We start from the raw sequence: 23,019 nt of genomic DNA, 5'->3' as shown, positions 1-23,019 counted from the left end.
CCGATGGGGAAGATGACACGCGGCGCGCAGGTTGACCGAGGAGCGCCGGTCGTGCGGGACGGCATCAACCGTGACAGAGGGAGCGGACGTGGCGGAACAGCACACCGGCGTGGGTCGTCAGCGAGGTGCCCGGCCGTGGCCGCGCCCCCGGCGCATCGCCACCCTGTCGGTGCACACCTCGCCCCTGCACCAGCCCGGCACGGGCGACGCGGGCGGCATGAACGTCTACATCCTGGAGGTCGCCCGCCGGCTGGCCGCGGCCGACGTCGAGGTGGAGATCTTCACCCGGGCCACCTCCGGCGACCTGCCGCCGGTGGTCGAGATGTCCCCGGGCGTGCACGTCCGGCACGTCACCGCCGGCCCCCTGGAGGGGCTGACCAAGGAGGAACTGCCCGGCCAGCTCTGCGCGTTCACGGCCGGGGTGCTGCGCACCGAGGCGGCCCGCCCGCCGGGCCACTACGACCTGATCCACTCGCACTACTGGCTCTCCGGGCAGGTCGGCTGGCTGGCCAAGGAACGCTGGGGGGTGCCGCTGGTGCACACCGCGCACACCCTGGCCAAGGTCAAGAACGACCGGCTCGCCGCCGGTGACCGCCCCGAGCCGAAGGCCCGCGTCATCGGCGAGGAGCAGGTCGTCGCCGAGGCCGACCGGCTGGTCGCCAACACCCGGGTGGAGGCCCGCGACCTGCTCGACCGGTACGACGCCGACCCGGCCCGGGTCACCGTGGTCGAGCCCGGCGTCGACCTGGACCGGTTCCGGCCCGCCGCCGGGGACCGGCACGCGGCCATGCTCGCCGCCCGCCGCCGGCTCGGCCTGCCCACCACGGGGTACGTGGTGGCCTTCGTCGGCCGGATCCAGCCGCTGAAGGCCCCCGACGTGCTGATCCGCGCCGCCGCCGCCCTGCGGGAACGGGACCCGCTCCTCGCCGACGAGCTGACCGTGGTGATCGTCGGCGGCCCCAGCGGCAGCGGGCTGGACCGGCCCACCGCCCTGATCGAGCTGGCCGCCTCGCTCGGGATCGCCGACCGGGTGCGCTTCCTGCCGCCGTGCACCGGCGACGACCTGCCGGCCGTCTACCGGGCCGCCGACCTGGTGGCCGTGCCGTCGCACAACGAGTCGTTCGGGCTGGTCGCCCTGGAGGCGCAGGCGTGCGGCACGCCCGTGCTGGCCGCCGCCGTGGGCGGCCTGGTGACCGCCGTCCGGGACCAGGTCAGCGGGGTGCTCGTCGACAGCCACGACCCGGTCGACTGGGCCCGTACGCTGGCGGGGCTGCTGCCGGACCGGGCGCGGCGGGCGACCCTGGGGCGGGGCGCCGAGCAACACGCCCGCAACTTCTCCTGGGACCGCACGGTCGGCAACCTGCTCGCCGTCTACGGCGAGACGATCGCCGAGCACCGGGAGCGGCTGGCCAGCCGGCTCGCGGCGGACCGGGCGCTCTCCTGCGCCTGGTGAGGTGCAAGGAAGGGCCCCCTGTTAACGCATACGGTAGAGAAGGGCACCCTTCTCACCGCGCCGTCGCGCCACCGCCGGCGGCCGTAGAGTGGGGCGGATGAGCGCGAGGAGCCAGGTGGCCGCCCTGATCGAGTCGGTCTGTGCCGAGCGGGAGCTGGCGGTCGAGTCCACCGGCGAGGCGTCGTACGCGGTGACCCTGCCCGGCACCCACAAGCTCAAGACGATCTGCAACCTCGTCGTCGGCGAGCACGCGCTGCGGATCGAGGCGTTCGTGATGCGCCAGCCGGACGAGCGACGCGAGGAGCTGTGGGCCTGGCTGCTGCAGCGCAACGCGCGGATGTACGCCGTGTCGTTTTCCATCGACGCGGTCGGCGACGTCTACCTGACCGGCCGGGTGAACCTGGCGGGGGTCGACGAGGACGAGCTGGACCGGCTGCTCGGCAGCGTGCTGACGTACGCCGACGAGTCGTTCGACACGATGCTGGAGATCGGCTTCGGCAGCGCCATCCGGCGGGAGTGGGAGTGGCGGGTCAAGCGCGGCGAGTCCACGGCCAACCTGGCGGCGTTCGCGCACCTCTTCGAGCCGTCGCCCGCCGGCCGGGCTGCGGCGGGAGGTTCGGAGCCGTCCTGACGGGTATGCCGCACCGCGCGGTGCGGCACTGGGATCCACCGCGCGCCGAGGACGGACTGTCAAGGAGCGGAGCATCCCATGGCTCAGCGGAACAGCTCAGGTCGCGGCGGGGCTGCGACCAGGACGAGACGGCAGACGGGCAACCAGACCCCGAACACCCCGACGATCTCCGAGTCGGAGATCTCCCGCATGCGGGTGGACGACATCCGCGGCCAGCTGCGTCGTCGGGGCGTCGCCGGGATCTCCGTGCTGCGCAAGCCGGAGCTGGTGAAGGCCCTGGCCCGTACCCTGCGCGCCGAGGGCCGGGGCGCGGCGCGGCGCAGCACCGGGCCCGCGGGCCGCGCCAGCGGCACGAAGGCCAAGACCGCCGGGGGTACGCGCACCGCGGCCGCCGCCCGAACGAAGGCGACCCCGGCCCGGGCGAAGGCTTCCCCGGCCCCGACGAGGGCGAAGGCGGCCCCGGGCCGGGCCAAGGCGGCCCCGTCCCCGGCGCGGGCGAGGGTGGCCCAGAGCCGGGCGCGGACGACGGCGTCCCCCACGCGGGCGCGGGCGACGGCGTCCCCGGCGCGGGCGAAGGCGACCCCGACGCGGGCGGCCAAGGCGGCCCCGGCTTCGGCCTCGGCGCGCCGGGCCGCTTCGGCGAGGAAGGCCGTCCCGGCTTCGGCCTCGGCGCGCCGGGCCACCCCGGCGAGGAAGGCGGCCCCGGCGCGGGCCGGCCAGGGCGCGGCCCAGCGGTCGGCGATCCGGACCGGCCGGTCGTCGTCCCGGTCGGCGCGGTCCTCGCAGCCGATCACCTCGCTCCAGGACCGGCCGGAGCGTCCGGGGCGCAGCCTGGTCACCACCAACCACGACGTGATCCGGCGCTGGGCGCGGGAGCGCAACGCCCGGCCGGCCACGATCGCGGGCACGGAGCGCAACGGCCGGGCAGGGGTGCTCACGTTCAACCTGCCGGGGTACCGGGAGAGCAGCCGGGTGCGGGAGATCACCTGGGACGAGTGGTTCCGCACCTTCGACGGCCGCAGGCTCAACCTGATCTACCAGGAGCAGCTGCGCGACGGCCGGCAGAGCAACTTCTTCCGCACGGAGTCACCCGATCGTGAGGACGCCTAGGCGTTTGCGGGGCCGGCGCACGGGTAGTCCCGGTGTGCCGGTGGTGACCCGGCGAACGGGTACGGTTTCGGACGGTGATGCTGTGACCGGCGAGACAGCCGTTCCGGGTTGAATCCGCAACCAGGGGAAACTAGCTTTATTGCACGCGCCACGCTCGTAACCGTTCGGGGGAGCGGTGGATCGATCAGATCCGTGCACGAGTGCAGGCGCAGGGACGGGTGGATCCCGCCGTTGGGGGACGGCGCCACCCGTTGGAACCGGCGGCGCGAGCGGGCGACGCTTACGGGGGTGAGTGTCGCCCGCCGCCGCCGGCACGATGCGGGCGCCCATCACGACCACTGGTCGAGGTGGGCGCTTTGCGTCGCCCCGGCCTTTCGTACCCCCGGATCCCGGCCTTTCGTGCCCCCGGATCTTGGACAGCTTCAGTTCACGACGGACGTCAACTGTCCACGTTCCGCCGGCGCGGGCCCGACGGGCTCGGCCGGCGGGCGCAGCGCCGTGGCCCGCCGCTCCCGGGCCGGCCCGGAGGCCAGGTGGGCGACCGCCACCACGACGCCGACCGCCGCGCAGCCCAGCCAGAGCGCCGCGTTGCCGGCCTGCTGCCGGACCAGGCCGCCGAGGATCGGCGCGCTGGCCCCGGCGACCTGCCAGGACAGCGAGAAGACGCCCTGGTACCGGCCGCGCAGGTCGGCGGGGGAGAGCTCCGCGATCAGGGTGGAGTTCGACGGCGAGTTGAGCATCTCGCCGAGGGTCCAGACGAGCACCGTGAGAGCGTAGAACCAGGCGGCGTCGGCGAACGCGGTCAGCCCGAACCCGACGCCCATCACCACGGCGGCGAGGGCGAGCACGTGCGAGCGGCTGCGCCCACGGATCAGCCGGGGCACGAAGAGCTGCCCGGCCACGATGAGCACCCCGTTGAGCGCGATCACCACGCCGTACGTGGACGGGCTCAGGCCGTCGTCGCCCATGGCGATCGGCAGCATCGAGATGTGCTGGAGGAAGACCAGCGCGCCGAGCAGGTTGAGCGCCACGAAGCCCAGGTAGACCCGGTCGCCGAGGATGGTGCGCAGCGCCCCGCGGGGACGGGCGGCCCCGGCGGGGTGCACGGCGGCGCGGGCCGGAGCCCGGGTCTCGGCCACCTTCACGAAGATGATCACGGCGGTGGCCAGGGTGGTCGCCGCGTCGATCACGAACAGCAGGAGGTAGCTGGCCTCGGCGGCCAGGCCGGCGAGGATCGCCGCGCAGGCGAAGCCGAGGTTGATCGCCCAGTAGTTGAGCGAGAACGCGCGCAGCCGGTCCCGCTCCGGCACCACGTCGATCATCATCGCGCCGAACGCCGGGCGGGCCGCCTCGGCGAACAGGCCGAGCAGCAGCGCCCCGCCGGCCACCGCCCAGAGCTGCTGGGCGAAGCCGAGGGTGAGCATCATGGCCGCCGCGCCGAGGTGGGCGGTGAGCAGCGTCGGTCGCCGGCCCCACCGGTCGGCGAGCGTCCCGCCCAGCGTCGTCCCGACCGCGCCGCCGACGCCCCACAGGCCGAGCACGAGGCCGGCGGCCAGCTCGTCGAAGCCGCGCTCCTGGGTGAGGTAGATGGCCAGGAAGACCAGGACGAACGAGCCGAGGCGGTTGATCAGGGTGCCCGTCCACAGGTACCAGAAGGTCCTGGGCAGCCCGCCCGTGGTGTCCCGGAACCAGCCCCGCATCGCCCGCACGCTCGCGCCCCGCTTTCGGTAATGACCGATGTATCTAAAGCGCCTTACAACCTAGTCGCGGGGCCGAAGGCCGGTCACCGGCTTTTCCACGTGGTGGTCGTCACCGCAGGTCCCCGCGTGTCCATCGACGGAGTGCGGCAGGATGATCGGCATGACTGCGAGCGAAGGGCCCACCGTCGGGACGCTGGTCCTGCTGCGGCACGGCGAGAGCGACTGGAACGCGAAGAACCTCTTCACCGGCTGGGTCGACGTCGACCTGACCGCCAAGGGTGAGGCGGAGGCGCGCCGCGGCGGTGAGCTGCTGCGCGAGCACGACCTGCTGCCGGACGTGGTGCACACCAGCGTGATGCGCCGGGCGATCCGCACCGCCGAGCTGGCGCTGAACGCCGCCGACCGGCACTGGATCGCGGTGCGCCGGTCGTGGCGGCTCAACGAGCGCCACTACGGCGCCCTGCAGGGCAAGAACAAGAAGCAGACCCTCGACGAGTACGGCGAGGAGCAGTTCATGCTCTGGCGTCGGTCGTACGACACCCCGCCGCCGCCGATCGCCGACGACGACGAGTGGTCGCAGGTGGGCGACCCCCGGTACGCGCTGCTGCCGACCGAGCTGATGCCGCGCACCGAGTGCCTCAAGGACGTCGTCGAGCGGATGCTGCCGTACTGGTACGACTCGATCGTGCCGGACATCCTGGCGGGCCGGACGGTGCTGGTGGCCGCGCACGGCAACTCGCTGCGCGCGCTGGTCAAGCACCTCGACCAGATCAGCGACGAGGCGATCGCCAAGCTCAACATCCCGACCGGCATCCCGCTGCGCTACGACCTGGACCCGCAGCTGCGTCCGCAGGTCCTCGGCGGGACGTACCTCGACCCGGCCGCCGCCAAGGAGGCCGCCGCCGCGGTCGCCAACCAGGGCCGCTGACCGACGAAGGAAGGGCCCCTTGTTATCGCTTTCGCGATAACAAGGGGCCCTTCCTAACGCGTGGGGCGCTCACTCGGCCGCGGCGGCCGGCTCCCCGGTGATCAGGTAGACGACGTGCTCGCCGGCGTTGACCGCGTGGTCGGCGAACCGCTCGTAGAAGCGGCCGAGCAGGGTGGCGTCGATCGCCGTCTCCACCCCGTACGGCCAGTCGTCGCCGAGCAGCACCCCGAACAGGCTCTTGTGCAGGTCGTCCATGGCGTCGTCGTCGCGGTCCAGCTCGGCGGCGAGGTCGGCGTCGGGCTTGGCCAGCACCGAGCCGATCTTCTCGGCCATCCGGTCGGCGATCGACGCCATGTCGACGAAGACCGGCCGCAGCTCCGCCGGCACGGCCGGCGAGGGGTGCCGGCGCAGCGCGGTCTTCGCCACGTGGTCGGCCAGGTCGCCCATCCGCTCCAGGTCGGCGGCCACGTGCAGGGCGGTGATCATGGCCCGCAGGTCGGAGGCGACGGGGGCCTGCCGGGCCAGCAGGTCGCAGACCCGCTCCTCGACGTGCCGGTAGAGCTCGTCGATCTCGGCGTCCCGCTCGATCACGTTCTCGGCGGCCTGGCGGTCGGCGGTGAGCAGGGCGCGGGTGGCCTGGCGCATGGCCGCGCGGATGGCCTCGGCCATGTCCACCAGCAGCTGGCTGACAATCTGGAGGTCGGCCCGGAACTCGTCGCGCATCATCACGTCCTGTGGTCGGTGGTCGCCGGCCCGGAGCTGCGGGCGTCGGCGCTGGTCTGGCAGGGTGCGCGACAACCGTAGGCCGGGGGAGATGACCGGAGGTGAACGCTGGTGAACGACGCGGGACCGACGGGTGAACATCGCCGGAAGCGAGAGCGTTTCATCCCGTTTGTGGCGATGTCCAGATGAACAATGACCCTACGATCGCCGGGTGGAGTGGGCGGTGACGACGGCGGCGGTCGTGACACTGGTGGCCGGGCTGGCCATCGGGTCGCTGCTGCCCCGGCTCGTCCGGTCGTGGCGTCGCCGCGGCCCGGCCGCCGGGAGCGGCGGCCCCGCCCGCCTGTTCCGGACCAGGGGGAGGCCCGTGATGGTCGACGAGCAGCAGACCGGCCTCTCCAGCCTGGGCCGCCGCACGGTGGACTCGCTGCGCGCCGGCGTCGTGGTGCTCGGCCCCGATGACGTGCCGGTCCTGGTCAACCCGGCGGCCCGCGCGATGGGGCTGCTGCGCACCGGGGCCACGCCCGGCTCGATCGCCGCGCACCCGCTGATCCGTACCCTCGCGGGGCAGGTCCGGCGCACCGGCGTGCGGCGCGAGATCGAGCTGGACCTGCCGCGCGGCCGCGACGCCTCCGGCCCCGACCCGCTCGGCGTGCACCTGCGGGCGATGGCCATCGGCGGCGGGCACGTGGCCGTGGAGGCGGCCGACGTCACCGAGTCGCACCGGCTGGCCCGGGTCCGCCGGGACTTCGTGGCCAACGTCAGCCACGAGCTGAAGACGCCCATCGGGGCCCTGCAACTGCTCGCCGAGGCGCTGCTGGACGCCACCGAGCCGGCCGGCGCGGCGGCCCCCGACCTCTCCGAGGACCTGGTCGCCGCGCGCCGGTTCGCCGAGCGCATCCAGCACGAGTCGACCCGGCTGGGGCGGCTGGTGCAGGAACTGCTGGAGCTGACCCGGCTCCAGGGCGCCGAGCCGCAGCCCGCCCCGGAGCCGGTCGCCGTGGACTGGGTGATCGCCGAGGTGATCGACCGCACCCGCACCACCGCCGCCGCCCGGCGGATCGAGGTGGCCACCGAGGGCGAGCGCGGCCTGACGGTCTACGGCAGCGACGCCCAGCTCGCCACCGCCGTGGCGAACCTCGTCGAGAACGGCATCACCTACTCGGGCGAGGACACCACCGTCCGGGTCACCACCCGGTCCGACGGCGAGCACGTCACGATCTCCGTCGCCGACCAGGGCATCGGGATCGCGCCGACGGACGTCGAGCGGATCTTCGAACGGTTCTACCGGGCCGACCAGGCCCGTTCCCGGGCCACCGGCGGCACCGGCCTCGGCCTGGCCATCGTCAAACACATCGCCAGCAACCATGGCGGCCGGGTCGAGGTGTCGAGCACTCTTGGTGGTGGGTCGACGTTCACCCTCCGGCTGCCGGCCCGTCCACCGGACGACCTGCTGCCGACACCGCAATCGGATGGGATCGAGGCCGGCCCGGCCGAGCTCCGGCAGGTCCGACCGCTATGAAAGGAATACCCCGTTGAGCCGCGTTCTGGTGGTCGAGGACGAGGAGTCGTTCTCCGACGCCCTGTCGTACATGCTCCGCAAGGAGGGCTTCGAGGTCTCGGTCGCGGCCACCGGCCCGTCCGCCCTCACCGAGTTCGACCGGACGGGCGCGGACATCGTGCTGCTCGACCTCATGCTGCCCGAGATGTCCGGCACCGAGGTGTGCCGGCAGCTCCGCCAGCGCTCGCACGTGCCGATCATCATGGTCACCGCGCGGGACAGCGAGATCGACAAGGTCGTCGGCCTGGAGATCGGGGCCGACGACTACGTGACGAAGCCGTACTCGCCCCGGGAGCTGGTGGCCCGGATCCGGGCGGTGCTGCGCCGGCAGACCCCCGACGTGGCCGAGTCGGGGGCGCCGACCCTGGCGGCCGGGCCGGTGCGGATGGACATCGAGCGGCACGTGGTCACCGTGGACGGGGGCACCGTGCAGCTTCCGCTCAAGGAGTTCGAGCTGCTGGAGCTGCTGCTGCGCAACGCCGGCCGGGTGCTGACCCGGGGCCAGCTCATCGACCGGGTCTGGGGCGCCGACTACGTCGGCGACACGAAGACCCTCGACGTGCACGTCAAGCGGCTGCGCTCGAAGATCGAGCCGGAGCCGTCCGCGCCGCGCTTCATCGTCACCGTCCGGGGCCTGGGCTACAAGTTCGAGCCGTGACGGGCCCGATCACCGCCTGACCGCACCCGGTCGGTGCGCTGAGCACTCGCCAGCGTGGTTAGGAAGGGGCCCTTCCTATGCAGAAAGCGTTAACAGGGGGCCCTTCCTTACGCGCTGGCCGGGTGGGGGGCGATCTGGCCCTGCCGCAGCCGGGCCGCGCACAGCTCCGCGAGCTTCGCGTACGCCGCCGCGCCGACCAGCGCGGTCAGCTCCGGGCCGTACGAGACATACATCGGCTCGGTGCCGACGTGCGCGTCCGTCGACGAGGTGCACCACCAGTCGAGGTCGTGCCCGCCCGCGCCCCAGCCCCGCCGGTCGAACTCGGCCAGCGTGGAGACCAGCACCTTCGTGTTGTCCGGCCGCTTGTGCCACTCCTGGTCCCGGCGGACCGGCAGCTGCCAGCAGACGTCCGGCTTGTATTCCAGCGGGTGCACCCCGTCGCGCAGGGCCTGCGCGTGCAGCGCGCAGCCGCCCCCGCCGGGAAAGTCGGCGTCGTTGAGGAACACGCACGGTGCGTCGATCGCGCGGGTGGCGGTGCGCCGGGCCGGCGTCTTGCCGTCGACCGTGTCGTTCTCGGTCCAGTTCTTGAACCCGCGCCGGAAGTGCTGCCAGTTTTCCGGGGTGAGCCGCTTGACGGCCGCCCGGACCCGCTTCTCGTCGTCGGAGTCGGTGAAGAACGCCCCGTGCGAGCAGCAGCCGTCGGCGGCCCGGCCGGCGACGATGCCGTGGCAGCCCTGGCCGAACACGCAGGTCCAGCGGGAGAGCAGCCAGGTCAGGTCGGCGCGGATCACGTGCGTGGCGTCGGCCGGGTCGACGAACTCGATCCACTCCCGGGGAAAGTCCAGCCCCACCTCGCGGCTGCGCGGGTCGTCGGGGTCGTCCACCAGCACCTGGATCTCGATCTGGCTCGTCACCCGGACCAGCGTACGCCCGGTGCCCCGCTCGCACCGGCGAGCCACCGATCCGGGCAGGCCCTAGTGTCTTCGGCATGCGACTGGGAGTCCTCGACGTCGGTTCCAACACGGTGCACCTGCTGGTGGTCGACGCCCACCACGGCGCGCACCCGTGGCCGGCGCACTCGGAGAAGGTGGTGCTCCGGCTCGCCGAGCAGATCGGCCCGGACGGGGCGCTCACCGAGGCCGGCGCGGACGGGCTGGTCCGGGCGGTCGACGCGGCCCGCGCCTCGGCCACCCGGCTGGGCAGCGACGACCTGCTGGCCTTCGCCACCTCCGCGGTGCGCGACGCCACCAACGCGGCCGAGGTGCTGGCGCGGGTGCGCGAGGCCACCGGCGTACGGCTGGAGGTGCTCTCCGGCGCGGACGAGGCGCGGATGACGTTCCTCGCGGTCCGGCGGTGGTTCGGCTGGTCGGCGGGCCGGCTGCTCGCCCTGGACATCGGCGGCGGGTCCCTGGAGATCGCCGCCGGCATCGACGAGGACCCGGACGTCGCGGTCTCCCTGCCGCTCGGTGCGGGCCGGCTGACCCGGGAGCGGCTGCGCATCGACCCCGACGGCGCGGAGCCGCCGCCGGCCGGGGCCGTGGCGGAACTGCGGGAGTACGTCGACGGGCTGCTCGACCCGGTGGTGGAGAAGATGGCCGAGGTGGGCTGGGAACGCCCCGTGGCCACCTCGAAGACGTTCCGCACCCTGGCCCGGCTGGCCGGGGCGGCCCCCTCCGGCGCCGGCCTGTGGGCCCGGCGCAGCCTGACCCGGGACGGGCTGCGGCAGGTGCTCGGCTTCGTCCGGCACATCCCGCCGCGCCACCTGAGCGAGCTGGAGGGGGTGAGCGTCGGCCGGGCGCACCAGTTGCTGGCCGGGGCGGTGGTGGCCGAGGCGGTGCTGCGCCGGCTCGACGTGCCCGCGTTGGACATCTGCCCGTGGGCGCTGCGGGAGGGGGTCATCCTGCGCCAGCTCGACCGGCTCACCGAACGCTGAACGCCCGGTGACCTGCCGTGACGTCCCGGAGGCCCGTTGCGGCGCTACGGGCGATTTGCGATTACTCGTCACGATGCCGCAACGTGGGCCGGGCTACGCTGGCAGCTGTGACTTCCCGCGTCCCGGTGCTCCTGTCCACGTCCTCGGTGTTCCCTGAGCGGACCGCGGCGGCGTTCCAGCTGGCCGCGGCACTCGGATACGACGGCATCGAGGTCATGGTCTGGACCGACGCCGTCAGCCAGGACGCCGGCGCGCTGCGCGGCCTCGCCGCGCACTACGGTGTGCCGGTGCTCTCCGTCCACGCCCCCTGCCTGCTGGTCACCCAGCGGGTGTGGAGCCCCGACCCGTGGGAGCGGCTGCGCCGCGCCGCCGAGCTGGCCGACACCCTGGAGGCGCCCACCGTCGTGGTGCACCCGCCGTTCACCTGGCAGCGCGACTACGCCCGCACCTTCGCCGACGGGCTGGACGAGGTCGCCGGGCGGTTCACCGGGCTGCGCTTCGCCGTGGAGAACATGTACCCGGTGCGGATGGCCGGCCGGCAGTTCGTCCCGTACGCCCCCGGGTGGGACCCGACCGAGACCGGCTACCCGTCGTACACCCTCGACCTGTCGCACTGCGCGGCCTCGCACACCGACGCCCTGGCCATGGCCGACCGGATGGGGTCGAGCCTCGCCCACGTGCACCTCGGCGACGGCACCGGCGAGGGGCGCGACGAGCACCTGGTGCCGGGGCGCGGCGGCCAGCCGTGCGGCGAGCTGCTGCGCTCCCTGGCCGGGCGCGGCTTCACCGGCTCGGTGGCCGTCGAGGTCACCACGCGGGGCGCGAAGAGCCGCGCCGTCCGCGAGGCCGACCTGCGCGAGGCCCTGGAGTTCGCCCGCGCCAACCTGACCGCGCCGTCCCCCGTCGACGCCTGAGCCGCGCTCGCTGCCCGGCCGGCCCGGCGCCCGGGTCGACCCGACCCGGTCAGCGGGCCGGGGCCAGCGCCTCGGCCGGGGCGGTGACCTGCTGCTCGCCGATCGCCGCCCGCTTGCGGGCCCGGTGCGCGGCCACGTGCGACCGGGTGGCGCAGCGCTCCGAGCAGAACCGCCGGCAGCAGTTCGACGAGGTGTCCAGGTAGACGTTGCCGCAGCGCTCGTCGGCGCAGACCCCGAACCGGGCGCTGCCGTACTGGCAGAGCCACACCGACAGGCCCCACACCGCGCCGGCCAGGTATTCCGCGCTCACCGACGCGCCCCGGCTGGTGACGTGCATGTGCCAGTCGCTGGAGTCGTGGCCGGAGATGCGCGGCTGCACCGGGTACGCCTCCAGCAGCGCGTTCAGCTCGGCGACCGCCTCGATGTCGCGCCCCGAGGTGCCGTAGTCGAAGACGTCCCGCAGCCGCTTCTGCGCCCGCCGGAAGATCGCCAGGTCCCGGTCCGCGACCTCGTCGCGCATCCACGCGTTCTCGTCGGGGAAGAGGGCCCGCAGGTCGTCGAGGTCGTCCAGCCGGGCGTTGACGAGGTCAACCCCGGTCCGGGCGTACGCGTCGAAGTTCACACCCCAACGGTAGACGACTCACGTCAGGCGCGGCGTGTCGATGTAGTGCGGCAGGAACCGGGCGTAGTTGTCGGTGATGAGGCTGGTGCTCTCCCGCAGGCCCGCGCCGGCCGGCTCGCCGTCGACGATCCAGCTGCCCAGCACCACGTGGTTGCCGTCGAAGCTCGGCAGGGCCCGGAACTCCTGGTAGCAGAAGCCCTCGTCGCCGTAGTCGCTGGGATTGCTGACCTCCCCGGCGGGCGTGACGATCCGCACCGACCCGCCCTCGCGGCCGAGCAGCGGCTTCGCCACGTACTCGGTCATCTGCCGCGGCGAGTCGAGGTACGCGGGGAGGAGGTACTCGTGCCCGGGGAACAGCTCCCACAGCACGGCGAGCAGCGCCTTGTTGGACAGCAGCAGCTTCCAGGCCGGCTCGATCCAGGTCGTCGGGGTGCCCGGCTCCAGGGCCAGCGGCCCGTACGGCTCGGCGAGCATCCACTCCCACGGGTAGAGCTTGAAGCAGGTGGTGACCGGACCGTCGGCGGCGTCGACGAAGCGCCGGCCGTCCCAGCCGATGTCCTGGATCGGCAGCAGCTCCGCCTTCAGCCCCGCCTGCCGGGCGGTCTCGGCGAGGTAGCCGGCCGTGATCTGGTCCTCGCCCGACTCCTCCTCGTTCGACCACACCACGTGCACCCGGTCGTCGTGCAGGCCCGCGCCGATGCGCGCCCACGCCGCGACGAGGCGCTCGTGCAGGCTGTTCCACTGGTCCGCCGCCGGGCGCGTCTCCTCCAGCCAGAACCACTGCACGATGCTCGCCTCGACCAGCGAGGTGGGGGTGTCGGCGTTGTATTCCAACAGCTTCGGCGGCCAGCTGCCGTCGTAGCAGAGGTCGAACCGGCCGTAGAGGCTCGGCGGCTTCTCGCGCAGCGAACGGGCCACCGCCTCGGCCGCCCACCCGGGGATGCCGAACTCGGCGTACCGGCCCCGGGCCACCACGTGCTCGGCGGCGGCGACGCACATCCGGTGCAGCTCGGCGGTCGCCTCCTCCAGCCGGAGCACCTCCTCCAGCCCGAAGACGTACGCGGCGGTCTCGTCCCAGTACGACACGATCCCGCCGTCGGGCAGCTCCGTGTCGATGTAGACGAGGCCCTGCGAGCGGACCGTGGCGTCCCAGTCGGCGCGCGGGGTGGCCGCCTCGCGCCGCACGTCAGCCGCCGCAGGAGGCGAGATGGGTGCCGAAGCCGCCGCGCTCCGGCACCGCCGCGGCGGCACCCGCCCGGGGGGCGCCGCGCCCGGCGTCGGTGGTGACGGCGGTGCCGGTGGCGGGCACGTGCATCGCCAGCGCCACGGTCGTCCCGCCGCCGACCGGCCCGAGCGCGCAGTCGTCGTCATCGTCGTCGCCGGAGGACATGTTGCAGCCGGAGATGGTGAGCGCGAGGGCGGTCAGCGCGCCGAGCTGCACGGTGGCCGACCGGAGCCGGCGTCGGGGGCGTTGTTCCACGGCATCGTTGTAGCTGATCCGCGCCACGTCACCCGTCCCGGGGCTGCGCCGGCGGGGCCGCCGCCCGGCGGGGTGGTGCCCGCTGGCGTTACGCTCAGCTCATGCTCCGTTCCGTCATCCTTGCCGCCTCCCGGTCATCCCAGGTCGAGCGGCTCGTTGCGACGGCCCCGTTCACCCGGGACGTCGTCCGCCGGTTCGTCGCCGGCGCCGGCACCGACGACGCGTTGCGCGCGACCCGCGAACTCGTCGCCGAGGGCCTCGCGGTCACCCTCGACAACCTCGGCGAGGACACCGTCACCGCAGAGCAGGCCACCGCCACCCGAGACGAGTACCTGAAGCTGCTGGGTCTGCTCTCCGCCGCCGGGCTCACCCCGGCCGCCGAGGTCAGCGTGAAGCTCTCCGCGCTCGGCCAGCGCTTCGACGAGCGGCTCGCGTACGACAACGCGCGGGCGATCTGCGCCGCGGCGGACGAGGCGGGCACCACGGTCACCCTGGACATGGAGGACCACACCACCACCGACTCGACGCTGGACACGCTGGCCCGGCTCCGCAAGGACTTCCCGGCGACGGGGGCGGTCCTCCAGGCGTACCTGCGGCGGACCGAGTCGGACTGCCGCGAGCTGGCGTACGCCGGGTCCCGGGTGCGGCTGTGCAAGGGCGCGTACCGGGAGCCGGAGTCGGTGGCTTACCAGGCGGCCCGCGAGGTGGACAAGTCGTACGTGCGGTGCCTCAACATCCTGATGTCCGGCGACGGGTTCCCGATGCTGGCCACCCACGACCCGCGCCTGATCGCCATCGGCGAGGACCGGGCGCGCTGGTTCGACCGGGGGCCGGAGCGGTTCGAGTTCCAGATGCTCTACGGCATCCGGCCGGAGGAGCAGGCCCGGCTCGTCGGCGACGGCTACACCGTGCGCACCTACCTGCCGTACGGCACCGACTGGTACGGCTACCTCATGCGCCGCCTCGCCGAGCGTCCCGCGAACCTGGCCTTCTTCGGCCGGGCCCTGATGTCGAAGAAGTGACCCCAGCGGGGGAATGAAATCACCCGTCCGAGTGGACTGGGCGCTAAGCGCTTGACGCGATTGGCTAATCGGATTAGCTTTTAGGCTATGACTGTTAGCTACGTGGAGCGGGACGGTGGGCGGATCGCCTACGAGGTGCACGGGGCGGGCCCGCTGGTGGTCCTCGCGCACGGCATGGGGGAGAACCGGGCGGCCTACCGCCACCTGGTCCCGCTGCTGGTCGACGCCGGCTACCGGGTGGCGTCGGTGGACGTACGCGGGCACGGCCAGTCCAGCGCCGGCTGGCCGACGTACGCCCCGGCCGAGGTCGGCGGCGACCTGCTGGCCGTCGTCCGCGCCCTCGGCGGCGGCCCCGCCACGCTGGTCGGCAACTCCTCCAGCGGCGCTGCCGTGGTCTTCGCCGCCGCCGACGCCCCCGACCTGGTCGGCGCGATCGTCCAGGTCGGCGCCTTCGTCACCGAGCGGAAGCTGAACCCGGTCCTGCGGCTGGCCGTGGCGGCGGTGCTGCGCAGCCCCCGGCTGTTCGGCATGTTCCACCGCAGCCTCTTCCCCAGCGGCCGGCCGGCGGACTACGCCGCGTACCGCAAGGCGATGGTGGCCAACCTGCGCGAACCCGGCCGGATGGCGGCGATGCGCGGGGTCGCGGCCCCGGCCGAGCCGCACTGGACCACCCGGGCCCCCGAGGTGCGCCAGCCGGTCCTCGTGCTGATGGGCACGAAGGACCCCGACTTTCCCGACCCCGGCGCCGAGGCCCGCGCCGCCCGCCGGCTGTTCACCACCGCCGAGGCCCGCATGATCGACGACTCCGGTCACTACCCGCACGCCGACCGGCCGGCCGAGACCGCCGCGCAGCTCGTCGCCTTCCTCAAGGCCACCGCCCGTGCCTAGGGCCGGGCTCAACCAGCAGATCGTCGTGCGCGAAGCCGCCCGGCTCGCCGACGAGGTCGGCCTCGACCAGCTCACCCTCGCCGCCCTCGCCGGTCGGCTCGGCGTCGCCCTGCCCAGCCTCTACAAGCACGTCAAGGGCGCCGACGCGCTGACCCGCAAGCTCGCCGCGCTGGCCACCGCCGAGCTGGCCGACGCGCTCACCTCGGCCGCCGCCGGCCGCGCGGGCGAAGACGCCCTGCGCGCCGTCGCCGCCGCCTACCGCGACTACGCCCGCCGGCACCCCGGGCGCTACGTCGCCGCGCAACGCGCGCCCGACGCCGGTGACCCCGACCACGGCGCCGCCGCCGGGCGGGCCGTCGGCGCGATCTACGCCATCCTGCGGGGGTACGGCCTCGACGGCGACGACGCCGTCGACGCCACCCGGGTGCTCCGCAGCGCCCTGCACGGCTTCCTCGCCCTGGAGGCCGCCGGCGGCTTCGGGCTGCCGCGTGACCTCGACCGCTCGTACGACCAGCTCGTCGCCGGGCTGGACGTGGCGTTCCGCTCCTGGCCCAGGAAGGACTGACCGGTGTACCTGCTCGCCCTGGCCCTGATCTTTCTGCTCGAACTCGCCGTGCTCGTCGCCGGCGGCTGGTGGGGCTTCACCCTGGACGCGGGCTGGGCGGTCCGGATCGCCGCCGGGATCGGCGCGCCGGTGCTCCTCGCCGCCGCCTGGGGGGTCTTCGGCGCGCAGAAGGCCGCCGTGCCGCTGCCCGGCCCGGCGAAGCTCGCCTTCCAGGCCGCCTGGTTCGTCACCGGCGGGCTCCTGCTGCTTCTCGCCGGCAGTCCGGTGCCCGCCGCGGTGCTGGTCGGCCTCTGGTTGCTCGACCGGGTCCTGCTGGCGCTCACCGCACCATCGGACTGACTGCTCGACGGTCGGCGGCCCCGGGCGGCCCGTGGCGCGTTCGCCCGATCCGCCCCGGAGGTCGTACCCTTCGCCGGGTGACCGACGGCTTGGACGGCATGCACCGGTGGGACCAACCACGACGGCGTCGGCCCTGGCCGCTGTGGGCCGCGCTCGGCGTGGTGCTGGTGCTGCTCACCTGCGGCCTGCCGACCGTGCTGCTGGCCGGCGTGCTGCACGAGGCGGCGGACCGGCCGACGATCGGCCGCCTCGGGCCCACCGTGCCCGCCGACCCCGCTGTCGAGGCCGCCCGGCAGCTCGGCGAGCGGATCTCCGGCCAGCTCGACCGCCAGGCCGCCGCCCTGCTCGGCGGCGACCGGGCCGGCTTCCTCGCCATCGCCGAGCCCGCCGCCCACCCCGCCCTGGCCCGCCGGTACGCCGCCCTGCGCGCCCTGCGGGTCACCGTGTGGCGACCCGAGCAGACCGGCCTACCCACCACCGTGGCCGGGCGGCCCGACGAGTGGCGGATCGTGGTCCGCTTCCAGTACTGCTTCGTGGTGCCCGGCTGCCGGCCGAGCCCCGTGCTCGTCGGCACCCGGTGGCGGGACTCCGGCGGGCAGGTCCGGCTGGTCGCCATGGAGGAGTCCCGGTCCGCCGAGACCGGCACCCGGCCGTGGGAGGTGAGCGACCTGGTCGTGGCGGTGGGCCCGCGTACGGTCGTGGCCACCACCCCGGCGCTGCGCGGGAAGCTCCCCGGCCTGCTCCGCCAGGCCGAGGCCGCGGCGCGGACCGCCGACGCGTACGCGGTCGCCGGCCCGCCGCCCGACCGGTACCGCGTCTTCTACGCCGGCAAGGCGGAGTGGCTGAGCTGGTACGGCGGCGGCCGCCCGGCGTGGACCGGCGGGTACGCCGTCACCGTCGGCGGCGGCCACCACGAGGTGGTCCTCAACGCCGACGGGCTCTCCGCCACCGGCGCCGACGACCTGCTCCGGCACGAGCTGACGCACGCCGCCTCCCTGCCCGAGCGCGGGTACCCGGGGCGGGAGACGTGGTGGCTGGTGGAGGGGCTCGCCGAGTACGCGGGCGTCGGCGGAACACCGGTCGGCCGCTACGAGGGGCTCGCCGAGGTGCGCGAGCTGCTGGCGCCGGGCGGCGGCTGGACCGGCCGGCTCGACGACCTCACCCCGGCCGAGGACGCGTCCGCCCGGCGCGTCGGCGGCAGCTACGGCGTCGGCTACCTGGCCGTACGGCACCTCGTCGACCGGTTCGGCGAGCAGCGGGTGCTCGCCTTCTTCAAGGCGGTCGTGCACGACCGGCGGACCGCGGAGGAGGCGTCCGGGGAGGCGTTCGGCGAGCCGTGGGCGGGCCTGCACGACGAGTGCGTCGCGTACGCCCGGGCGGCGGTCGGCTGACCGGCCCCGCGGTGGTGTCGCGTCCACCCACGACGTGGGCGGACGCGACACCACCGTCGGTCAGGGAATCTCCGCCCAGGCGACGAACGCGGCCCCGGGGGACGGCTGGTCGGTCTTGTAGATCCGGCCGTCGGTGCTGCGTCCCAGCAGGGTGATCGCGTTGTTGCCGTTGAGCACGGCGGTCGGGTCGCTGTCGAAGCCGTCCGTCGGCTGGCCGGAACTCATGATGCTCCAGGCACCGAAACTGCCGCCGACAGCCGACTGCTGCGTGCCCCAGAACTTGCCGTCGGTGCCGCGTCCGTACAGGACGAACCTGTCGTTGCTGGTGCGCAACGCCGCCGGGTCGCCGACGAACGTCGGCTGACCGGTGCCCATGACCCCCCACGCGCCGAACGCGGCCCCGGCCGAGGGCTGGCCCGCGCCGTAGAGCTTGCCGTCCGCGCCGACGGCGTAGAGCACGAGCGTGCCGTTCGCGCCGAGCAGCGTGGTCGGATCGCCGGTGAACCCGCCGGTCGGCCCGCCCGTGCCGACCGTCACCCAGGTGCCGAACGCGGCACCGGGGGACGGCTGGGACACCCCGTGCATCTTCTTGTCGCCGGCCCGCGCGTAGATGACGATCGCGCCGTTGGCGGCCTTCGTGACCGTCGGCCGGCCGGTGACGCCCGCGCCGCCCACGCCGATGCGTACCCAGGGTCCGAACGTGCTTCCCGCGGCCGGCTGGGCGGTGCCCCAGATCCAGCCGTCGGCGGCCCGGGCGTACAGGGCGATGGTGTTGCTCGTGGTGAGCACGGCGCTGGGGTCGCTCGCGAAGCCGGCTGGCGGCTGGCCGGTGCCGATGGCCCGCCAGGTGGTGAAGGCCGCGCCCACGGACGGCTGGCCCACCCCGTACATCTGGTTGTCGACGCCGCGCGCGTAGAGCACGACGGTGCCGTTGGCCGCCTTCAGCGCCGTCGGCGAGCCGACGAAGCCGCTGCGGTCGCCGATGCGCACCCAGGGCCCGAACGCGCCACCGACGCTGCCCTGCCCGCTGCCCCAGATCCAGCCGTCGGCCCCGCGCCGGTAGGCCAGCACCGCTCCGGTCGCCGACGCGACCGACGCGACCTCACCGCTGCTGCGGGTGTCGACCTCCACGGTCCAGATCCGGTCCCACGTCTGGACGTGGGCCAGCTCGCCACTGAACCAGCCACCGTGCGTGGTGGCGCTGGTGCGGTGGCTGCCCATCCGGAACAGCCCGGCGGCGGTCCAGCCGGTGGTGTGCGTGGCCCGTCCGGCGTTCACCCCGCTGACGTACAGGGTCATCGCGCCGGTGGTCTTGTTCCAGCTCGCCATGACGTGTGTCCAGACGCCGACGCGGGCGGTGCCCGGGGCGCTGGTCGCCGTGTCGAGGACCGGGCTCGCGACGTCGGTGCGGGCCATCGTGAAGCGCCACGACGCGTCGCCCGCGTTGGTCCAGAGCCGGAAGCGGGCCGTGTTGGTCCCGCTCTGGGACAGCACCGTCCCACCGAGGGCGGCCGGTTTGACCCAGGCGGAGACCGTGAAGTCGGCATTGGTGTTCACCGCCGACGACGCGGTGAGCGTGCCGGTGGTGGTGGCGGGCGGGGGGTTGAGGACGACGTCCGGGTCGAACGCGTCGCCGCTGCTCCACGACACGCCGGTCGTGGCCGTGGCGTGCAACGTGCCGGCGCTGTCCCTCGCGGTGGTGACCGGACCGTCCGTGCCGTCGTTGAGCTGCCAGCTGTGGTTGGAGGTGACCAGCGTCTTCGCCGGCTGGGCGGTGACCGTGCCGAGCCCGCCGGCCAGGTTGCCGACCAGCCAGGCCGTGGTCACGCCGCCTGCCCCCACGGTCCACAGGTCCGCCGTGCCGTCGCTGTCGATGTCGGCGGCCCGTAGCCCCAGGTCCGCGCCCGTGTTCCAGTTCTCGTGCAACGTGTACGAGGTGTGGCTGAGCTGGTTGACGCCGTCGAAGGACAGATCCGTCCACAGGTACAGGGCGCCGGTCGTACGGTTCCACAGGAACATGACGGTGCTGCCGGACAGCTGCGCCGTGGTGATGGTCCACTTGTCCCAGTCGGCCCCGCCGGTCGGCGTCGGCTGGCTGATGGTGAGCGGGTCGGCGTAGAGCGCGGTGGCGTAGAAGTTCGAGTAGTAGGTCAGGTGGTGTCCGACGGTGCTGTTCCCGCTGATTCCGATCAGCTCCGGGTAGCCGGTGCCGGCCCCCCGGATGTCCCCGGCGTTGGCGAGTTGGAGCGGCAGCGTGCCGTCGGCGTCGGCGAGCAGGTCTCCCGCGATGCTGAACTGGTTGCCACTGAGCTGCGCCTGGATGACGGAGCCGTCGCCGTTGTTGCGGAGCACCCCGCCGTTGCCCGTCGCGGGGTAGTAGACGAGCGCGTCCTGCAGGCCGGTGCCCGTGAAGTGACCGGTGACGACCTGCGCGCCGTCGAAGTCCGTGGGGGAGTTGTTGCCCGTGACCCCGTTGCCGCGGGCCCCGATGTTCGTTCCGGCCACGGCGAGCTGCTCGCTGCCGCCCGGCGCGAGCCAGAGCCCGGGGGGAAGCCCGTGGGTGGCCCCGACGGTGACCAGGTCCGGGGCGGAGTCGCCGTTGAGGTCGCCGTCGGCCGCCACGGTGGCCGGGTTGGAGTTGAACGTGACGCTCCTGCTGTCACCGATGTTGCCGCCCGCGGAGACGCTGGTGACGGTCAGGGTGTTGGTGAACCGGGTCGGGGTGACGGCGATGGTCGCCGCGCCGTTGGTGGCGGACACGTCCGAGGGCGGGCCGGCGTTGAGCTGGTAGACGTACCCGCTCGGGTCGGTGCCGTCGGCCTTGGCGATGTCCACGGTGAAGGACTCGCCGATGGTGGTCGTCCCGTCGGCGATCTCGGGGATCGCGGGCGCTCCCGGCCGGGTCGGGTCGAAGGTGAACGAGCAGACCCCCGACCAGTCGCCGGCCATGCCGAAGTCCGTCGCCTGCACCTTCCAGGAGAAGCCGGTGCTCGCTCCGTTGGCTGCGGTCCGCAGGGTCGAGACGGGTACGACGAGCACCGCGGTGCTGCCGGAGGAGTAGGTGAGCAGGTTCGGGTTGGAGGAGGCCAGCGCGGTCTGGGTGGCGTCGGCGGTCTTCCACAGCTTGAAGGTCACGCCGAGGGTGCCGCCGTTGCGGTCGGAGACCGGCGCGTACAGCGACACGGAGGCATCGCCGACCGTGCTGGTGCCGGCGCAGGTCGTCGGCGGCGAGGTGGTCATCCCCGTCGGGGTGTTGGGCTTGTGGTTGTAGCGGATGGTGAGGGTGGGGCTGGTTTCGAGGAACTCCTTCCAGCTCTGGGTGTCGCTGGCCTCGTTGGCGGCGATCATCCGCAGGGTGCGGGTGGCCCTCTGGGCGGTGACGTCGGCCTCGATCTGGTTGGTGACGTCGAAGGAGACGGCGGCGGCGTCGCAGCCGCTGTAGCCGTAGGCGAAGCTCTTCGACGCGGCGAGGGGGCCGTTGGACACGCCTTCCCAGTGGTTCCAGGTGGCGTTGCCGGAGGTGAGGGTGGTCGCGGGGGCGTAGATGTTGACGGTCTTGTCGGTGCAGTTCCAGGACCGGGTGTTGGTGATCTTGAAGATGGCGTCGTAGATCTCGGCCCCGGCGAGGGTGCTGTAGGGGACCGGGAAGTTGATCAGGGTCTGGGAGCGTTGGCTGCCGGAGTTGCCGACCTGCATGCGGCCGATGAGGTCGGGGGTGTTCTTCCAGAAGTTGGTGGACTGGTGCTGGTAGGAGATGGTGGCCCAGCCGGACATCTTCGGCCCGACGGGTGTCCAGTTGAACGTGGGATCGATGTAGACGGGGTAGACCGTGGCAGAAGCCGTGAGCAGCCCTCTGTCGGGAGTCAGGCGCAGCTTCCTGGGCGTGACCTGCACGGCGATGGGAGCGCTCCGCGCGGTCCTGCCCGGTGCGGAGGCGCTCGACGCGACGGTCCCTCGCTCGTTGGCGCCGGCGGTGGAGTCCCACATGGTCGGCGCGGGGGCGGTGAGGACGGCGTGGCCGGCGCGGTCGCGGCCCGTGATGTTGCCGGTCTTGTCGGCGGTGAGGGTGACACCCCGGGCCGTGGTGCTCAGGTCGAGGGTGGACAGCCTCGGGTTGGCGGCGGCCCGACGGTTCTTGACGACGAAGACGTGGGAGAAGCCGCCCTCGGGGGTGACCCGTACGGTCAGGTCGACGCCGGGCAGCACCTCGGTGTAGGTGGCCGTGGGCCCGGACAACGTGGGCGCGGGCAGGGCCAGCGGCGCGGTGAGCGAGAGTGCCCGGTCGCCGCTGGTCAACTCAGCGAGCGGGCCGGTGCCGCCGGGGGAGAGCCGGACCTGGTTCGTCGTCACCGCCGGGGTGATGCTGCCGTCGGAATGGCGGACCAGGGTCGCGTCGAGCGTCTTCCACTGTCCGTCGACCCGGGTTCGGGTCGGCACCGCGGTCTGGGTCAGCTCGACCGTGCCGTCGGGTCGGGCGGTCACCGTGGAGGTGGAGGTGCCTGCGGCGGTCGCCTCGACGGGCCGACCCGTCCGCCGGGCCTCGGCCACCGCCCGGTCCACGCCGAGCGGGCCGGGCGCCGGCTTCGCGGTGGGTGTCGAGGGTGCCGCCTCGGCCGGCTGGACGGGCAGCGAGGCGACGCTGGCGGCCAGGAGGCCGAAGCTGACGCCGGCAGCGACGAGCCTCCCTCGAAGGGCCCATCGTGGTGGGTGAGCTGCGAGCATGAAGCGGTTCCTCCCGTGGCCATTGCCGGTGGACGCCGGGCGGCGTCCGGTGGGCGGCCACAGTGAACCAGCCCCACCTGCTCACGGGGAACGTCGAATCTCACCATCGGTCGTCCTTTTGCGACTCTCTGCGACCGATTTGGACGAAGTGATCTCGGCCTATCGTTACCGCGCCGTGACCTTCCGCTCCGGCGAACATGGAACATTGTTCGCGCCACGAGAGTGCTCGTTCGGACACTCTGCGTGGCTTTACTTGTCTCTCGCGGAGTGGGGTACGCATGGTCGGGCACGGGGGCATACGCCTGTTGGCTGGTCCGGGGCGGCTGGTCGCGGTGGCCGTGGCGGCATCGTTGGCGGCGGGAGTGCTGTCCGGTGCTCC

The 23,019-nt window shown here is 73.6% G+C and carries 20 protein-coding genes; 13 read left to right on the top strand and 7 right to left on the bottom strand.

The window, feature by feature from the left end; all coding sequences use genetic code 11:
- The first annotated feature begins 88 nt into the window (after positions 1 to 88).
- The 3 genes from mshA (at position 89) to ACVMYR_RS13400 (ending at position 3,194) form a co-directional block, all read left to right on the top strand.
- Positions 89 to 1,453, top strand: coding sequence for a D-inositol-3-phosphate glycosyltransferase (gene mshA, locus ACVMYR_RS13410; RefSeq protein WP_457121914.1), 1,365 nt, complete (start codon positions 89 to 91; stop codon positions 1,451 to 1,453).
- Between the two features lie 97 nt (positions 1,454 to 1,550).
- Positions 1,551 to 2,084, top strand: coding sequence for a type III secretion system chaperone family protein (locus tag ACVMYR_RS13405; RefSeq protein WP_077938184.1), 534 nt, complete (start codon positions 1,551 to 1,553; stop codon positions 2,082 to 2,084).
- Positions 2,085 to 2,372: 288 nt separating this feature from the next.
- Positions 2,373 to 3,194 (top strand): hypothetical protein, encoded by an 822-nt coding sequence (locus ACVMYR_RS13400; protein WP_457122052.1) that lies wholly within the window; start codon positions 2,373 to 2,375, stop codon positions 3,192 to 3,194.
- A 422-nt stretch (positions 3,195 to 3,616) separates the two neighbouring features.
- Here ACVMYR_RS13400 and ACVMYR_RS13395 read toward each other — a convergent pair whose 3' ends face one another.
- Positions 3,617 to 4,903 (bottom strand): MDR family MFS transporter, encoded by a 1,287-nt coding sequence (locus ACVMYR_RS13395; RefSeq protein ID WP_077938186.1) that lies wholly within the window; start codon positions 4,901 to 4,903, stop codon positions 3,617 to 3,619.
- A 151-nt stretch (positions 4,904 to 5,054) separates the two neighbouring features.
- Between ACVMYR_RS13395 and ACVMYR_RS13390 the strand changes: the two genes are divergently transcribed.
- Entirely contained in the window at positions 5,055 to 5,822 is a 768-nt protein-coding gene (locus tag ACVMYR_RS13390) for a phosphoglyceromutase (protein WP_043965291.1), read from the top strand.
- A gap of 69 nt (positions 5,823 to 5,891) precedes the next feature.
- Here the strand turns inward: ACVMYR_RS13390 and phoU are convergent, their stop codons facing one another.
- Entirely contained in the window at positions 5,892 to 6,545 is a 654-nt protein-coding gene (gene phoU, locus ACVMYR_RS13385; protein ID WP_043965293.1) for a phosphate signaling complex protein PhoU, read from the bottom strand.
- Between the two features lie 211 nt (positions 6,546 to 6,756).
- Here phoU and ACVMYR_RS13380 point away from each other — a divergent pair, with 211 nt between their 5' ends.
- Entirely contained in the window at positions 6,757 to 8,067 is a 1,311-nt protein-coding gene (locus ACVMYR_RS13380; RefSeq protein WP_077938187.1) for a sensor histidine kinase, read from the top strand.
- Between the two features lie 13 nt (positions 8,068 to 8,080).
- Entirely contained in the window at positions 8,081 to 8,764 is a 684-nt protein-coding gene (locus ACVMYR_RS13375; protein WP_043965295.1) for a response regulator transcription factor, read from the top strand.
- A 107-nt stretch (positions 8,765 to 8,871) separates the two neighbouring features.
- Here the strand turns inward: ACVMYR_RS13375 and ACVMYR_RS13370 are convergent, their stop codons facing one another.
- Positions 8,872 to 9,678, bottom strand: coding sequence for a hypothetical protein (locus ACVMYR_RS13370; protein WP_096761667.1), 807 nt, complete (start codon positions 9,676 to 9,678; stop codon positions 8,872 to 8,874).
- 74 nt (positions 9,679 to 9,752) lie between these two features.
- Here ACVMYR_RS13370 and ACVMYR_RS13365 point away from each other — a divergent pair, with 74 nt between their 5' ends.
- Together ACVMYR_RS13365 and ACVMYR_RS13360 are read left to right on the top strand one after the other, a co-directional pair.
- A complete protein-coding gene (locus ACVMYR_RS13365; RefSeq protein WP_077938188.1) occupies positions 9,753 to 10,697 on the top strand; it encodes a Ppx/GppA phosphatase family protein in 945 nt (314 codons plus the stop codon).
- Positions 10,698 to 10,804: 107 nt separating this feature from the next.
- Complete coding sequence (locus ACVMYR_RS13360) at positions 10,805 to 11,611, top strand: sugar phosphate isomerase/epimerase family protein (RefSeq protein WP_176734114.1); 807 nt, start codon at positions 10,805 to 10,807, stop codon at positions 11,609 to 11,611.
- 49 nt (positions 11,612 to 11,660) lie between these two features.
- Here the strand turns inward: ACVMYR_RS13360 and ACVMYR_RS13355 are convergent, their stop codons facing one another.
- From ACVMYR_RS13355 to ACVMYR_RS13345, 3 genes are read right to left on the bottom strand one after another with little or no spacing between them, the layout of a single operon-like run.
- Complete coding sequence (locus ACVMYR_RS13355; RefSeq protein WP_077938189.1) at positions 11,661 to 12,233, bottom strand: CGNR zinc finger domain-containing protein; 573 nt, start codon at positions 12,231 to 12,233, stop codon at positions 11,661 to 11,663.
- A gap of 18 nt (positions 12,234 to 12,251) precedes the next feature.
- A complete protein-coding gene (locus ACVMYR_RS13350) occupies positions 12,252 to 13,418 on the bottom strand; it encodes a glutathionylspermidine synthase family protein (RefSeq protein ID WP_091276688.1) in 1,167 nt (388 codons plus the stop codon).
- A 1-nt stretch (position 13,419) separates the two neighbouring features.
- Positions 13,420 to 13,713, bottom strand: coding sequence for a hypothetical protein (locus ACVMYR_RS13345; protein WP_457121913.1), 294 nt, complete (start codon positions 13,711 to 13,713; stop codon positions 13,420 to 13,422).
- 101 nt (positions 13,714 to 13,814) lie between these two features.
- On the opposite strand from ACVMYR_RS13345, the gene ACVMYR_RS13340 reads away from it, so the two are divergent.
- The 5 genes from ACVMYR_RS13340 to ACVMYR_RS13320 all read left to right on the top strand — a co-directional run bounded on the left by ACVMYR_RS13340 (position 13,815) and on the right by ACVMYR_RS13320 (position 17,918).
- The gene (locus ACVMYR_RS13340; protein ID WP_043965299.1) at positions 13,815 to 14,735 is read left to right on the top strand and encodes a proline dehydrogenase family protein; all 921 of its coding nucleotides are present in this window, start codon (positions 13,815 to 13,817) and stop codon (positions 14,733 to 14,735) included.
- A gap of 87 nt (positions 14,736 to 14,822) precedes the next feature.
- Complete coding sequence (locus ACVMYR_RS13335; RefSeq protein WP_457121912.1) at positions 14,823 to 15,623, top strand: alpha/beta fold hydrolase; 801 nt, start codon at positions 14,823 to 14,825, stop codon at positions 15,621 to 15,623.
- The gene (locus ACVMYR_RS13330; protein WP_457121911.1) at positions 15,616 to 16,188 is read left to right on the top strand and encodes a TetR/AcrR family transcriptional regulator; all 573 of its coding nucleotides are present in this window, start codon (positions 15,616 to 15,618) and stop codon (positions 16,186 to 16,188) included. Before ACVMYR_RS13335 ends, ACVMYR_RS13330 begins: the two co-directional genes overlap by 8 nt.
- Positions 16,189 to 16,191: 3 nt before the next feature.
- A complete protein-coding gene (locus ACVMYR_RS13325; protein WP_457121910.1) occupies positions 16,192 to 16,527 on the top strand; it encodes a YrdB family protein in 336 nt (111 codons plus the stop codon).
- 77 nt (positions 16,528 to 16,604) lie between these two features.
- Positions 16,605 to 17,918, top strand: coding sequence for a hypothetical protein (locus ACVMYR_RS13320; protein WP_457121909.1), 1,314 nt, complete (start codon positions 16,605 to 16,607; stop codon positions 17,916 to 17,918).
- A 60-nt stretch (positions 17,919 to 17,978) separates the two neighbouring features.
- Here ACVMYR_RS13320 and ACVMYR_RS13315 read toward each other — a convergent pair whose 3' ends face one another.
- On the bottom strand, positions 17,979 to 22,640 hold the full coding sequence (locus tag ACVMYR_RS13315; RefSeq protein ID WP_457121908.1) for a LamG-like jellyroll fold domain-containing protein: 4,662 nt from the start codon (positions 22,638 to 22,640) through the stop codon (positions 17,979 to 17,981).
- Between the last annotated feature and the right edge of the window lie 379 nt (positions 22,641 to 23,019).

The sequence above is a fragment of the Micromonospora sp. PTRAS2 genome, assembly GCF_054052245.1.
The sequence above is the reverse complement of the archived record's forward strand: the minus strand, read 5'-3'. Positions and strand labels throughout refer to the sequence as shown.

Excerpts from the sequence above, each read along its gene's own strand:
- ACVMYR_RS13390 (WP_043965291.1), top strand. The coding sequence starts at position 5,055 with ATGACTGCGAGCGAAGGGCCCACCGTCGGGACGCTGGTCCTGCTGCGG.
- ACVMYR_RS13335 (WP_457121912.1), top strand. The coding sequence starts at position 14,823 with ATGACTGTTAGCTACGTGGAGCGGGACGGTGGGCGGATCGCCTACGAG.
- ACVMYR_RS13315 (WP_457121908.1), bottom strand. The coding sequence starts at position 22,640 with ATGCTCGCAGCTCACCCACCACGATGGGCCCTTCGAGGGAGGCTCGTC.
- ACVMYR_RS13340 (WP_043965299.1), top strand. The coding sequence starts at position 13,815 with ATGCTCCGTTCCGTCATCCTTGCCGCCTCCCGGTCATCCCAGGTCGAG.
- ACVMYR_RS13405 (WP_077938184.1), top strand. The coding sequence starts at position 1,551 with ATGAGCGCGAGGAGCCAGGTGGCCGCCCTGATCGAGTCGGTCTGTGCC.
- phoU (WP_043965293.1), bottom strand. The coding sequence starts at position 6,545 with ATGCGCGACGAGTTCCGGGCCGACCTCCAGATTGTCAGCCAGCTGCTG.
- ACVMYR_RS13365 (WP_077938188.1), top strand. The coding sequence starts at position 9,753 with ATGCGACTGGGAGTCCTCGACGTCGGTTCCAACACGGTGCACCTGCTG.